Origin of the sequence: Lentzea sp. JNUCC 0626 (assembly GCF_043632865.1) — a bacterium.
Lineage (GTDB): Bacteria > Actinomycetota > Actinomycetes > Mycobacteriales > Pseudonocardiaceae > Lentzea.
On record NZ_CP171635.1, the window covers coordinates 7339178 to 7353281 of the forward strand.

Below are 14104 nucleotides of genomic sequence, written 5' to 3' on the forward strand. Positions count from 1 at the left end.
TCAGAACAGGATGCTGTTGATCAGCCCCTTCGATTCTTCCGGATCAAGGGCTTGACCGTCGAGCAACTTCAGCACCCTGGCGTACTTCGCGAGCGGCTTCGGCTCTTCGATGAACAGCCCGGAGCCCTCGCCTTCGAGAAAGACGACCGTCTCGAACTTCTCATAGCCCAACTGGATAAATGAACCAGTGGTGCCGGCGTACGCGCCGATGCCGATCGGCACGACTCGCAGCGTGATGTACAAGCGTTCTGCCATTCCCAGCAGATGGATGTACTGATCCTTCATCACATCCGGCCCGCCGACCGGCAGTCGCAGTGCTTGTTCGTGAATGTAGAACACGAACGTGCGGCTCCAGTGGAAGAGCTTGCGGCGTTCGACCTTCGCCTCGATGACCTTCTCATAGTCGACTGACTCGTCGCGCGCTGCCGGGATGAGCGCGCGCATGTAGTCGGTCGTTTGCAGATGTCCGGGTATGAGGCTCAGCGACCAGACGGTGACCTCGTTGGCGAGCCGTTCCTGGTTGAGCAGGACGGGCAGCTGGTCCAGCGGCTCGTCAGAGAACTTCAGGTAGGCGGTCTCCCGGGTCTCGCGGAAGAGCGCGAGGAGGTACTGGATCTCCAGCGGCGTGGCCTGGCAGAAACCCAGGAGCAGCATGAGGTCCGCCTCGGTCACGCCGCCTTTGCCGCGCACCATGTCGGAGAGCTTGGCTTCGTCCCAGCCCATCTTTTCGGCGAGTTGGCGGTGGGTCATCCCAGATCGCTCGATGACGTTGCGAACGCCCTCGCCGAACTCGCGGCCGACCACGCTGGACTTTCGTCTTGGCATGGAGACGAAAGTAGAACCGAACCTGTACCGGCTCCATTGTTTCCTTCCGAATATCCCCGAAGGAAGTAGTTTTTGGAGCCGGTACAAGTCCGATGTTTACATCTTTGCGCGTGCGGCGATAAACGCGTCGACAGCGCGGTTAACGTCCTCGGTGGTGTGTGAAGCCGACATCTGCGTGCGAATACGGGCCTTGCCGTGCGGCACCACCGGGTACGAGAACCCGATGACGTACACGCCCTCCTCCAGCAGCAAGTCGGCCAACCGGGCCGCCTCGGCCGCGTCGCCGATCATCACGGGAATGATCGGGTGCTCGCCGGGCAGCAGGTCGAATCCGGCCTCGGTCATCCGCCGCCGGAACAGCTCGGTGTTCGACCGCAACTGCGTGAGCAGCTCCGAAGAGCTCGACAGCATGTCGAGCGTCGCGATGGCGGCGGCCGTGATCGACGGCGCGAGCGAGTTCGAGAAGAGGTACGGCCGGGACCGCTGCCTCAACACCTCGATGATCTCGGCGCGGCCCGAGGTGTAGCCGCCGGACGCACCGCCCAACGCCTTGCCCAGGGTGCCGGTGACGACGTCGACGCGGTCCTGGACGCCGAACAGCTCCGGGGTGCCGCGGCCGGTCGGGCCGGTGAAGCCGACGGCGTGCGAGTCGTCGACCATGACCAGGGCGTTGTAGCGCTCGGCCAGGTCGCAGATCTCGTCCAGCGGCGCCAGGTAGCCGTCCATCGAGAAGACGCCGTCCGTGGCGATCAGGCGGTAGCGGGCGTCGGAGGCGTCCTTGAGCTGGCGCTCCAGGTCGTCCATGTCGCGGTTCTTGTAGCGGAACCGACGAGCCTTCGAGAGGCGCACGCCGTCGATGATCGAGGCGTGGTTCAGCTCGTCGGAGATGATCGCGTCCTCGGCGCCGAGCAGCGTCTCGAAGAGGCCGCCGTTGGCGTCGAAGCAGGAGCTGTAGAGGATCGTGTCCTCGGTGCCCAGGAAGCTGGACAGCTTGCGTTCGAGTTCCTTGTGCGGTTCCTGCGTGCCGCAGATGAAGCGCACCGAGGCCATGCCGAAGCCCCAGTCGTCGAGGGCCTTCTTGGCGGCCTCGATCAACGTCGGGTGGTCGGCGAGGCCGAGGTAGTTGTTGGCGCAGAAGTTGAGCACGTCGTTGCCGGAGCCGACCCTGACGCTGGCGTTCTGCGGGGTGGCGATGACGCGTTCGGACTTGTAGAGCCCGGCCTCCCTGATCTCCTCGATGGTCTTGAGGAGGTCGGTCTTCAGCTCGCCGTACATCAGGCTCCCGTCCAGTCGAGAATGACCTTGCCGCACTTGCCTTCGCGCGCGGTGGCGAACGCCTCCGCGTGCTGCGTGTGGTCGTACCGGTGCGTGATGACCGGCGCGAGGTCGAGGCCGCGCTGCAACAACACGGTCATCGAGTACCAGGTCTCGAACATCTCGCGGCCGTAGATCCCCTTGATGTGCAGCATCTTCAGCACGACGCTGCTCCAGTCGACGGCGAACTCGTCCGAGGGGAGTCCGAGCATCGCGATGCGGCCGCCGTGGGCCATGTTCGCGATCATGTCGCGCATCGCCACGGGCTTGCCGGACATCTCCATGCCGATGTCGAAGCCCTCGGCCATGCCGAGTTCGCGCTGGGCGTCGGCGATCGTCTTCTCGGAGACGTTCACAGCCAGATCCACGCCGACCTTGCGGGCCAGTTCCAGGCGGTGCTCGGAGATGTCGGTGATGACGACGTTGCGCGCGCCCGCGTGCTTGGCGACGGCGGCGGCCATGATGCCGATCGGGCCGGCGCCGGTGATGATCACGTCCTCGCCGATGACGGGGAAGCTCAGCGCGGTGTGCACGGCGTTGCCGAACGGGTCGAAGATCGCGGCGACGTCCAGGTCGACCTTCGTGCGGTGCACCCAGGCGTTCTGCTCGGGCAGCACGACGTACTGCGCGAACGCGCCGTTGGAGTGCACGCCGAGGCCGCGCGTGTTCGCGCAGAGGTGGCGTCGCCCGGCCTTGCAGTTGCGGCAGGTCCCGCAGACGAGGTGGCCCTCGCCGCTGACCAGGTCGCCGACTTTGACGCCGGTGACCGAGGCGCCGACCTCGACCACCTCGCCGACGAACTCGTGGCCGAGGACCAGGGGCGCCTTGATGTTCTGGGCAGCCCAGTCGTCCCACGAGTCGATGTGCAGATCGGTGCCGCAGATGCCGGTGCGCAACACCTTGACCAGCACGTCCGTGGGACCCGGGGTGGGGTCGGGGACGTCGGTCAGTTCGAGTCCAGGCCCAGCGGCGACCTTGACGAGAGCCTTCATGCGGGAAGTCTCACCCTTTGCGGCTTGTGCAGTCCATCAGGACTTTCTTCATTTCTTGTGAAGCTCGGCTTCATTGGCGATGTTGCGCACCATGCCGCCGAACACGATGCCGTGGAAGGGGTAGACCGCCGCCCAGTAGAGGTGTCCGGCGAGCCCTTTGGGTACGAACACGGCACGTTGGCGGTAAGTGGACCCGTGTCCCTCGTTGCCCGCCACTCGAAGCTCCAGCCACGCCTTCCCAGGCACCTTCATCTCGGCGCGCAGCCGCAGGAGTTCGCCGCGTTCGATCTCCTCGACCCGCCACCAGTCGAGCGCCTCACCGACGTAGAGCTTGTCCGCGTCCCGGCGGCCCCTCCTGAGCCCGACCCCGCCGACGGCCCGGTCCATCCAGCCCCGCACCGCCCAGGCCAGCGGGAACGAGTACCAACCGCGCTCGCCGCCGATGCCCTCGACCACGGCCCACAGCCGTTCGGGGGAGGCGTTCGTGCGGTGCTCGCGCTCGTCGACGTACACCGACCCGCCGGACCAGTCGGGATCGCTCGGCAACGGCTCACTCGGCGCCCCCGGCGTGGACGCCCCGGACCAGCGCGTCTCGACGTCGGCGTCCCGGATCTTGTCCAACGCCAGCTCAACGGCCTTGTCGTAGCCGATGTTCTCGCCGGGCAACAACGCCTCGACGTCGTTCTCGCGGCACACCACCTCGTGCACCAACGACTCGATCAACGGCCGTGCGATCGACCGCGGCACCGGCGTGACGACGTTGACCCAGTGCGATGACAACCCAGGCGTCAGCAACGGCACCGGCAGCACCCGCCTGCGCGGCAGCCCTGCGACCCGTGCGTACCGCATCATCATCTCGAGGTACGTCAGGACGTCCGGCCCGCCGATGTCGAACGTGCGGTTCTGGCCTTCGAGCGTCGTGGCGTCGACCAGGTACCGCAGCACATCCCGCACGGCGATCGGCTGGATGCGGTTGTGCACCCACCGCGGCGTGACCATGACCGGCAGCCGTTCGGTCAGGTACCGCAGCATCTCGAAGCTGGCCGACCCGGACCCGATGATCACCGCCGCCTGCAGCACCACGGCTTGGACGCTCGATCGCAGGAAGACCTCGCCGACCTCCTTGCGAGACGCGAGGTGAGGTGAGAGTTCGACGCCTTCGGGGTGCAGTCCGCCCAGGTAGACGATCCGGCGCACCCCGGCCCGTTCGGCGGCGTAGGCCAGGTTCTGCGCGGCCTTGCGATCGGCGTCCGCGAAATCCTTCGAGTGCAACGAGTGCACGAGGTAATGGACGACCTCGATGCCCTTGAGGGCCTCGTCGAGGTCACCGAGCACGTCCCCGCGCACGATCTCGACGTCGGCCGCCCACGGCACGTCGCGCAGCTTCTCCGGCGATCTGACGAGGCAGCGGACCTCGTGCCCTTCGGCCAGCAGCCTGGGCACGAGTCGTCCGCCGAGGTACCCGGTCGCGCCGGTCACGAGACACCGCATGCCTCGATCCTGCGGGTTGCCGGGTCGGTGTGCAGATCAGCTCACTGTTCGGGGGCGACGATCTTGGCTTGCAGCTCCGCGTGTTCGGCGAGCAGGTAGAGCAGGTTGGCGCCGTCGATCAGCTCGAGCGGCTTGCCCGACGCGAACTCGTAGCTGGCCTTTCCGTATCCCGACGTGGTGACCAGGATGCCCTTGGAAGCACCCTCGTTCTGAAGGGTCCCGTACAGGTCGCGGACGGCGGACACGTCGACGGTGTTGCGGTACCTCTTGGCCTGGATGACGACTTTGCCGCCGAAGATCGGTCGAGGGTCGAACGCGACGCAGTCCACTCCGCCGTCACGCGACGGCCTGGTCTGCTTGGTGTCGAGGCCCATCTTGGCGAAGAGGTTCTGGATGAGGCTCTCGAACTCGGTCGGCGACAGCTCGAGCAGGTTCGGGCGCGAGTCGAGGCTGGACAGCACGTCGGTTTCCTCGACGAAGCGCTTGTCGACCATGTCGAACTCGAGCACCGGACGGACCGGAGCCAGCTCGTCGGGCTTCTTCGACACGGCCGCGTTGAGGCGGTTGAGGCACTCGAGGGGCTCCACCATGTGCAGGTTGAAACCGTCGAAGACGTCGTTCGTCGTGCGAAGCGTGATGAGGCATGGGCTGATCTCGTTGCCGGTGCCCTTGTCGATCGTCGAGACCACGGCGTTGAACACCAGGCTGTCGACCATCTTGAGCCGGTCGGCTTCGAACACCTCATGCACCGTCCGGAGCGTCACCTGTGCAACGACGCTCGCGTACAGGGATTTGAGATCCTTGGCGGGACGAGCGGTCGAGGTGATCTCGTCCTTCGACTTGACGTAGCGGAACTCGCGTTCGGTGGGAACGCACTCGATCGTCGGCAGCTCGTACTCGATGACCAGTTGCTTCGACTCCGGCACGTAGGCGATCCGGTAGCTCTGGGGGAACGAGTCCGGGTAGTCGGAGTTGGCGAGCACCAGCGTGAAGTAGTCGACGATCGCCTGCGGTTCGCCCGCTCTGAAAGCCTCTGCGAACTTGTCGACCTCAGTGTTGTGCTCCTCCGCCTCGCGAATCCTCGCCTGGCACTCCTGTTGGTAGGCCTGTTCCGCTGCGCCGAGCCTGCTCAGTCGCTCCTGCTCAGCGAGCTGATGCTGGCGATCAGCTTCGGCGTGCCGTTGTTGTGCGGCCGCCATGTGCTGCTGCCACTGCTGATCGGCGAAGGCGAACTGCTGCTGAGCGCTCGCGAGGTTGCGCTCGTGCGCCTTGCCGCTGAACAGCTTGCTCAACCCGGTTGGCGCCGGCGGTGCGAACTGCTCGAACACCGGTCGTGCGGGAAGGCGTTCCATCACCGGCCGGGCAGCAGCCTGGGCGAGCTTGCCCGGCTGAAACGGAGGGTGCACGGCTTTCCGCTTCAACGACTCGAAGTCGACGAAGTCGTCGACTTCGAGCGTCGAGGCGAGTAGGCCCTCCAACTCGGCGACCGAGGCTGTCAGGTCCGCGTTGTACTGGTCCGTGAGAGCCTGCTGCGACTCGACGTGTGCCAGCTTCCGCTGCTTTTCCATGTTGGCACGGGCGCGCGCGTCTGCCTTGGCCAGCTGCTCCGCATAGCGGCGTTCGGCCGCAGCAGTGCGCAGCGCCTCGCGATGTGCCTGTTGCTGATGCCTCACGTGGGCAGCCGCAGCACGTTGTTGCTCGCGTTGCTGGCGAGCGAAGTCGCGCTGCATCTGGACGAAGATGCCGGTACGACGTGCCATTTCCACCCCAGTGAGACGACGACAGCTACGAGGAAATCGCCGATTCCTCCCGATTCGCTACACGTCGTCACCGGAATGGATGAACGCAGATCAGCGCTTGGAGCGCTTGATCACCACCGTGCCGCCCCTGACCACGCCCTTGAGCTGGAAGTGCGGGTTGCCGACGGTGTTGCGGACCTTGTCCTTCAGCTCGCCCGCGGTGATCTCGACTGCGTCGAAGTTCACCGACGACCCGGCCGGCACCAGCATCTTCACCGTGCCGAGCGACACGTCGAGGTCGACGTTGACGACCGGCGGCACCTCGGCGGCGGTGAAGTCGAGGTTGGTGGTGCCGAGGGTGTTGCGGATGACGAGCTCCTGCGGCACGACCCAGTGGCCCTTGCGGGTCGTGGTGCTCATCGTGTTCTTGAGTTCGGTGCGGGCGTGGGCCAGTTCGTTGTTGACCATGCCCGGCAGGTCCAGCAGCACGCCGTTGAGGTCTGCCCTGGTCTTCGCGGCGAGAGCGGTGTCCGTGCGGACGGTGAACTCGTCCAGCGTGATCATGCCGCGGCCCACCGCCTTGTTCAGCAGGCTGACGACGTGCTCGCGTTCCGCGTCGGACACGCGTAAGTCTCTGGGGTCTGTCATTTCTCTGCCTCCGGTTCGGCGTCGAGACCGTGCTCGATGGCATAACGCGCGAGCTCCACCCGGTTGTGCAGTTGAAGTTTGCGCAAAGTCGACTGGACGTGGTTTTCGACGGTGCGGTGGGAGATGACCAGGCGGTTCGCGATCTGGCGTGCGGTGAGGCCCTTGGCGACGAGCCGCAGCACCTCGGTCTCCCGGTCGGTGAGTTGGGGCTTCTCCTCCGAGTCGTCCGGCGCGGCGGCCATCCGCCGGTACTCGCCCAGGACCAGGCCCGCGAGCCCGGCCGTGAACACGGCGTCGCCCGCGGCCGTGCGGGACACGGCCTCGACCAGTTCCTCCGACGACGCGGACTTCACGAGGTAACCCGACGCGCCCGCCTTCACGGCCTGGAGGACGTCGTCGTGCTCGCCGGACGCGGACAGCACCAGCACGCGCGTTTCCGGCAGTTCGCTGGTGATCATCGCGGTGGCGTCGACGCCGGAGAGTTCGCCGAGGTTGAGGTCCATCAGGACCACGTTGGGACGCACGGCCTTCGCGATGCGCACGGCCGAGGGCGCGTCGCCCGCGGTCGCCACTATCTCGAAGCCGCGTTCCTGCAGATCGCGCGCCACGCCCTCGCGCCACATCGGGTGGTCGTCCACGACCATCACCGAGACCGTCATGCTGTCGCCCCCTTCCTGTACACCCGAACCTCCCACTCCGTGCCCTCCCCCGGCCCGGTCTGGAGCTCGAGCGTGCCGCCGAGCGACTCCACCCGGCCCTTGATCGACTTCGCGATCCCCATCCTGCCCTCCGCGGCGGCCAGCGCGATCCGGCCTTCCGGGATGCCGGGACCATCGTCCCTGACGCTGAGCACTATCTCCTGGCCGAGGTCTTCCAACAGCACCCACGCGCGTGCGTCCTCGCCGGCGTGCTTGTCCACGTTGGACAGCGCCTCCCGGACCAGCGACGTCAGCTCGTTCGCCGCCGCGGCCGCGAACATCACCTGCGTCGCGGGCGTGGAGATCTGAATGCGTGGTGTGGCCAGTAACTGCAACCCGGGCCGCAGATCGATCTCACCGTCCACAGTGGTGTCCACGGGCGCGGCGGCGACCAGGTTCCTGAGCGCGACCTCCTGCTCCCCGGCCATCCTGGCCAGTTCGGCGGCCTCGCCCCCGACCTCGAGACCGCGCTTGCGCACGCGGGCGAGCACCTGGAGCACGCTGTCGTGGATCGACCTGGCCAGCCGCTCGCGTTCCGCCGTGGCTGCTTCTGCTCGGAGGGCCTGCGCGAGGAGGACGGCCGACCTGCGTGCCGTGGCCGACGCCATGCCGACGACCATGCCCGCACCCGCGAGCAGCACGACGTCGCGCAACAGGTCGAGGCTGGGCACGCCCTTGCTCAGGTACGTGGAGAGGCCGACGGCCAGCCCGCCCGCGAAGCCCGCGTAAGGCCCTCCCAACGCCCCCAGCGCGACCGCCGGGACGCACGCCCAGATCGTGGTGATCAGCGGGACGTTCAGCGTCAGCAACTGTTGTTCGGACATGATCAACGGCGACAGCGACATGAGACCGCAGGTCAGGGCCAGGTCGATCAGCACCAACGGCCACCGCCTGCCCCACGTCGTGCTGTACGCGCGGCTGGTGAAGACGGACCACAGCGCCATCACCCCGAGCGTGGTCCACGCCAGCCACGGCCGGACGTACCCGGACTGGTTCGCGAGGACGTTCGCCGCCGCGAAGAGGAATGTGACTATGCGTAGCGCAATCGTCCCGCGCCACAGGGGCGTGGCCGGGTCCTCGATCACCTTCGTCACACGTTCGGCAGGCTCTTTGGGCACGCTGTGCTCCTTTCAGCCACCATCCTGCCGGGTGAACGTGTGCCAGCTAACCCCCAGGTGGCCGTCTTCTGCCGAACGGAGGAATGTGCGACGCTCTCCGGGTTCGGGGGAGGGGCGATGCGGGTGCGCGATTGGCCGGTGTGGACTTTGCGACGGCCCGCGCTCTGCTACTGGCTGTTCATCGACGTGTGTGCGTTGGCGACCGTCACCTACGCCATCGTTTCGTCCGAAACGCCGTCACCCTCCGAAATCGCCAGGTTCGCCGCCATCGCCGGCACCGCGGGCCTGGTGATCATCGGCAGCGCCATGTACAGCCACCGCCTCGGCGAAACCGAGCGCAACCCGTGGGCCGCACACCTCTCTTACCTGACCGCAGGCATCATCGCCCTCCCCCCGAACCTGATGGTGCTGCTCCTCTTCGGCCCGGCGCTGCACTGCCTGCTGGCCCAACGCCCGGAAACCCACCGCTGGCTCTTCACCCTGAGCGCCACCACCCTGGCCGTCTTCACCACCCGCTACCTCCTCGGCTGGGCAGACGTCGACGGCAACCTCCTCTTCATGACCTTGGGCGCCACCGTCTTGTTGGTGTTGAGAGCAGCCCTGATCGCCTTCGGTCTCAAGCTCCGCCGCCCCACCGCCACCTTCGAGGAGAACGTCGGCGAACCCATCGACGCCGTCCTGGGCATCGTGGCTGTGTCTATTGGCGGCCTGATGGGCTGCGTGGCCACCTCGAACGCCGTCCACGCCCTGATCGCCGGCCCGCCGCTGGCACTGCTGGAACGAGCGGCCCAACTCCCCCAATGGCGCCGCTCGGCCCAACGCGACGCCAAGACCGGCCTGGCCAACGCCGTCCACTGGGACAGCCGGGCCCGCTACGAACTGACCAAGGGCTCGGGCCGTACCCGCCCGATGGCCGTGATGCTCTTAGACCTGGACCACTTCAAGAAGGTCAACGACGAGGTGGGCCACCTGGCCGGGGATGCTGCTCTGGCCGCGATCTCGTTGCTGCTGCGCGGCACCGTCCGGCGCGGCGATCTGGTCGGGCGGTTCGGTGGCGAGGAGTTCGTCGTACTGCTGCCCGAAGCCACTCCCGACGAGGCCGAGCACGTGGCTGAGCGGGTGCGGAAGGCGGTGGCGGCGCTGCGGGTGCCCACGATGGCGTTCGACGGGAATCCGCACGAGCTTCAGGGGCTGACCGTGTCGATCGGGGTGTCGACGACGACGCGGTTCGGGTACGAGCTGCCGGACCTGCTGGTGGCGGCGGACGCGGCGTTGCTGGCGGCGAAGGCGTACGGCCGCAACCTGGTGTCGATGGCTTAGGCGTTCAGGTACTTCGTGATCTCCGCGCGCATGTGCTCGTGCGCGAACCGAGCCTTCCCGAACCCGTACGAGAACAGCAGACCAGGCGACTCGAACGTGATGCCCACGTCGATCCGCACCCGCCCCTCCCCGGCCTCAACCACCCGGACGTGACTGCGCAACGTAGTCCGAGGCTGCTGGTGCGCCACGGTGACCACCTCGTCCTCACCGCGCAGCACCAGGTCCGCGCGGTAGGTGATGTGCATCCCGACCGGCCCGAAGAACTTCAGCCGCGACGTCACGGCCGTGCTCCGCAGCACCCCGGGACCCGGCGCAACGGCCGCGGTCGAGACCGCCAGCGGGTGCATGGTCACCAGCCGCGGCACGTCGGCCATCAGGTCCACCGCCGACGCGACCGTGCCGAGACCTTCGATCGTGTAGTCGAACGACCCCGTCCGCACCCTCAGAGCTCCTTGACCCGTTCGCTCTTGTCGTCCTTCGGCGCCGTGTCCTGCGGATTCAGCACGTCCACCTGCTCAGGCTCCTGATCCGCGTCCGCATCGGACACCAGCGACCGGATCCCGGAGTTCAGCACCGCCAGCAACGGCACCGCCAGCAACGCCCCGGCGATCCCACCGGTAACCAACCCACCGGCGATCGCCAGCACCACGGCCAACGGGTGCAGCTTGACCGCACGCCCCAACAACAAGGGCTGCAGAACGTGCGACTCCAACTGCATGACACCGATCAACACGGCCAGCACCACCAGCGCAGCAATAGGCCCGTTGGTCACCAACGCGATCAACACAGCCACAGCACCCGTGAACACCGCACCGATGATGGGAATGAACGCCCCGAGGAACACCAACGCGGAAAGCGGCACCACGAGTGGCACCCCGATGATCGCCAACCCGATACCGACACCAACGGCGTCCACGATGGCGACCACAGCCGTGGCCCGCACATAGGACACGAGCGACCCGAACCCGCGACGCCCGGCAACGTCCACACGCTGACGCACGTCCCGAGGCACTGCACGCGTGACGAACCGCCAGATCCCGTCCCCGTCGTGCAAGAAGAAGATCAGCGTGAACAGAGCCAGCAACAACCCGGTCAGCAACTCACCCAGAGTCGCCGCAGTGGTCAACGCACCAGACGTGATCTCAGCCTGGTTCTCCTTGATCGTCCGAACGATCTCGTTGACGTACCCCTGCAGCTGCTGGTCCGACAGGTGCGCGGGCCCGTCCTTCAGCCACTTCTGAATGGTGTCCAAAGAAGCAGCCACCTGCGTCTGCAACTCCGGCAGACCGCGCGAGAACTCGCTGATCACGAACGTCAGCACGCCACCCAGCACGCCGATGCCCAGGATCATCATCACGGTCGTCGCGACCCCGCGCGGCACCCGCCACTCGACCAGCTTCGTGACCCCCGGCGACAGCAGAGCCGCGAGCAGCAGGGCGATTGCGACGGGGATCACGATCGACGCGAGGAAGCCGAACACGTACGCGACGACGTACAACGCGGCGATCACCACGACGAACCGCCAGCTCAGCGCGGCGCTCACCCGCAGCAGCTTCGGAACGCGGTTGCTGATCTCCGACTCCGGCGTGCTCATGGACCTCAACTTAACTGTTCGGACCCTCGCCAAGCCGGAACTCCACCAGGGATGATCCGACTCGTCAGGGGGAGGACGTAGTGATCAAGCCGGAAGACTTGACCGAAGTCGAGCGCCAGGTCGCGAGCGCCTACGCCGGCGGCATCGAGATCGACCTCACCGGACAGAGCGCCCGCGGCGAGGTGCTCACCGGTCTGCTGACCGGTTTGTACCGCGTGCCGCGCAAGGGACTACCCGCTTTGAGGCTCCGCAACGCGCGGATCACCGGGAAGTTCGAACTCGAGGGCACGCGCGTCACCCGCGTCATCGACCTCACCCACTGCACCTTCGAAGAACCGCTCGACCTCCGCATGGCGCGGCTGATCGGCCTGAGGCTCCGCGGCACCCGCGTCCCGGGGTTGCAAGGCCGCAACCTCAGGGTCTTCAGCGACCTGGTCCTCGAAGCCGGCTTCACGTGCACCGGCACTGTCGACCTCACCGACGCGGCGGTGGACGGCACCCTCAGGCTCGCCGGCGCCGTGCTGCGCTCCAACACCCACCACGCACTCCTGGGTGCACGCCTCAGAGTCAGCGGATCCCTCCAGGCCATCGCCATGCGCGCGCAGGGCGAGGTCAGGCTCAGAGGCGCGAACGTCGGCGGCAGCGTGCACCTCGGCGGCGCGCGGCTGATCAACACCGGCAAGGACGCCCTCGACGCGTCCGGGCTCGTCGTCGTCGGCAACGTCTTCTGCAACGCCGAGGGCGGCCGGTTCACGGCGGACGGCCGGGTGCTCTTCGACGGCGCGCGGGTTGGCGGCAACGTCGAGTTCACCGGCGCCCGCCTGCACTCCACCCACCGCATCGACAACCAGGTGCTGGTGCTGCCGCACGGGTCGGCGGACGAGGCCGCGACGCTGGTGGCCGACCGCATCCGGGTCGAGGGCAACGTCGAGCTCGACGACGGGTTCACCAGCACCGGCACGGTCCGGCTGCCCAACGCGAGCGTCGGCGGGTACCTGCGGCTGTCCGGCGCGGTGATCGGGCCGCGCGACGTCGCCGAGGAACTCGCCGGTGACGTCACCAACCGCATCCCCGTCGCGCTGCACGCGGACGGCATGCAGGTGCGCGGTGACGTCGAGGCGCGCAGTGCGGTCAACGGCGCGGGCACCCGTTGCCCGGCCCTCCAGACCTACGGCCAGGTGCGGTTGTCCAACGCGACCATCATGGGCAGCGCCAGCATGTCCGGCGTCTCGTTGCACGGGCCGGGCATCGACGTCCTGTTCGCCGACCGCCTCCAGATAGGAGGCACGCTCTTCCTGCGCGAGCTGAAGGCCAAGGGTTCGATCCGCCTGCAGAACGCGAACATCGGTTCCACGCTCGACCTGTCCGGGGCCGAACTGACCCTCCCGCGCCTGCGGCCGAACGGCACGCAGAAGCCGTCGCTGGACGCTCGCGCCATCACGATCGGCAAGGACCTGCTGTGCAGTCGCGGGTTCACGGCCGTCGGCGGTGTGCGGATCAGGCTGGGCGAGGTCGGCAAGATGGCCACGTTCAGCGACTCGCACCTCGGCTCGACCGCCGCCGACATCGCGCTCAACGCCTACGGCCTGACGGTCCACCAGTTCCGGCTGCACATCCCCGAGGGCCAGGAGCCCAAGGGCAAGGTCGTGCTGAGCCGCCTCAAGGCGGTGTCGGTGACCGACGGGCCGGGGTTGTGGGACGCCAGAGGTGGCGTCGCCGTGGACGACTTCGAGTTCGCCGGCATCACCGCAGACCCGGACGTGCCGGTGCAGACGCGGTTGAAGTGGTTGCTGAAGGTGCAGCCGGACTTCGCGCCCGGACCGTACGAGCAGCTCGCCGCCGTCTACCAGCAGGGCGGCGAAGAGGAACTCGCGCAGAAGGTCCAGCTGGAGAAGCAGCGCCGTCGTTACTCGGAACTCGGCAGGGCCGGGCGGGTCTGGGGCATGGTGCAGCGCTTCACCGTCGGGTACGGCTACCGGCCGTGGCTCGCGATCTGCTGGCTCGCCGTCTTCTGGCTCGTCGGCGCGCTCTGGTTCAACTGGCATCCCATGGTCCGGCTCAACAAGGACGAGGACCCGGTCTGGAACGCCGCGCTGCTCGCGCTCGACCTGCTGATCCCGATCATCGACTTCGGTCAGGACGGGAAATGGCAGTTCACCGGCGCGTCCCAATGGATCGCGGCGTTGCTCGTGGCCGTGGGTTGGGTGCTCGCTTCTACTGCTGCTGCGGGAGCTGCACGCGTTCTTAAACGCGTGTAATTCCGCACGATTCCAGGCGAGGCGTTCACACGATGTAGTTAACCGGGCGCTCAGAGCGTGCATTCGGGGTGGATGGACTGGCAGAGTCGCCGACGTCGACTTGATCA

At 67.1% G+C, this 14104-nt stretch carries 12 protein-coding genes; 2 read left to right on the forward strand and 10 right to left on the reverse strand.

Features of this window, described 5'->3' with window-relative positions:
• From JNUCC0626_RS33725 to macS, 8 genes are all read right to left on the reverse strand, one after another.
• Entirely contained in the window at positions 1–825 is an 825-nt protein-coding gene (locus JNUCC0626_RS33725; RefSeq protein WP_394614784.1) for a Scr1 family TA system antitoxin-like transcriptional regulator, read from the reverse strand.
• Positions 826–921: 96 nt separating this feature from the next.
• The gene (locus tag JNUCC0626_RS33730; RefSeq protein WP_394614785.1) at positions 922–2100 is read right to left on the reverse strand and encodes a glycine C-acetyltransferase; all 1179 of its coding nucleotides are present in this window, start codon (positions 2098–2100) and stop codon (positions 922–924) included.
• The gene (gene tdh / locus JNUCC0626_RS33735) at positions 2100–3131 is read right to left on the reverse strand and encodes an L-threonine 3-dehydrogenase (RefSeq protein WP_394614786.1); all 1032 of its coding nucleotides are present in this window, start codon (positions 3129–3131) and stop codon (positions 2100–2102) included. Before tdh ends, JNUCC0626_RS33730 begins: the two co-directional genes overlap by 1 nt.
• Before the next feature lie 48 nt (positions 3132–3179).
• On the reverse strand, positions 3180–4622 hold the full coding sequence (locus tag JNUCC0626_RS33740) for an SDR family oxidoreductase (protein WP_394614787.1): 1443 nt from the start codon (positions 4620–4622) through the stop codon (positions 3180–3182).
• Positions 4623–4663: 41 nt separating this feature from the next.
• A complete protein-coding gene (locus JNUCC0626_RS33745; protein ID WP_394614788.1) occupies positions 4664–6382 on the reverse strand; it encodes a restriction endonuclease in 1719 nt (572 codons plus the stop codon).
• A 90-nt stretch (positions 6383–6472) separates the two neighbouring features.
• Entirely contained in the window at positions 6473–7009 is a 537-nt protein-coding gene (locus tag JNUCC0626_RS33750; protein ID WP_430623484.1) for a DUF1707 SHOCT-like domain-containing protein, read from the reverse strand.
• The gene (locus JNUCC0626_RS33755) at positions 7006–7668 is read right to left on the reverse strand and encodes a response regulator (RefSeq protein WP_382432622.1); all 663 of its coding nucleotides are present in this window, start codon (positions 7666–7668) and stop codon (positions 7006–7008) included. Before JNUCC0626_RS33755 ends, JNUCC0626_RS33750 begins: the two co-directional genes overlap by 4 nt.
• On the reverse strand, positions 7665–8825 hold the full coding sequence (macS, locus tag JNUCC0626_RS33760) for a MacS family sensor histidine kinase (RefSeq protein WP_394614790.1): 1161 nt from the start codon (positions 8823–8825) through the stop codon (positions 7665–7667). Before macS ends, JNUCC0626_RS33755 begins: the two co-directional genes overlap by 4 nt.
• Positions 8826–8942: 117 nt before the next feature.
• Here macS and JNUCC0626_RS33765 point away from each other — a divergent pair, with 117 nt between their 5' ends.
• The gene (locus JNUCC0626_RS33765) at positions 8943–10145 is read left to right on the forward strand and encodes a GGDEF domain-containing protein (protein ID WP_394614791.1); all 1203 of its coding nucleotides are present in this window, start codon (positions 8943–8945) and stop codon (positions 10143–10145) included.
• Here JNUCC0626_RS33765 and JNUCC0626_RS33770 read toward each other — a convergent pair.
• Together JNUCC0626_RS33770 and JNUCC0626_RS33775 are read right to left on the reverse strand one after the other, a co-directional pair.
• Positions 10142–10585 carry an SRPBCC family protein gene (locus JNUCC0626_RS33770; RefSeq protein WP_394614792.1) on the reverse strand — a complete coding sequence of 148 codons (444 nt, stop codon included), beginning with the start codon at positions 10583–10585 and terminating at the stop codon, positions 10142–10144. The two genes, JNUCC0626_RS33765 and JNUCC0626_RS33770, sit on opposite strands and share 4 nt — an antisense overlap.
• 2 nt (positions 10586–10587) lie before the next feature.
• Positions 10588–11739, reverse strand: coding sequence for an AI-2E family transporter (locus JNUCC0626_RS33775; RefSeq protein WP_394614793.1), 1152 nt, complete (start codon positions 11737–11739; stop codon positions 10588–10590).
• Positions 11740–11819: 80 nt separating this feature from the next.
• Between JNUCC0626_RS33775 and JNUCC0626_RS33780 the strand changes: the two genes are divergently transcribed.
• Positions 11820–13997, forward strand: a complete 2178-nt coding sequence (locus JNUCC0626_RS33780; protein WP_394614794.1) for a hypothetical protein — start codon at positions 11820–11822, stop codon at positions 13995–13997.
• Positions 13998–14104: the final 107 nt, after the last annotated feature.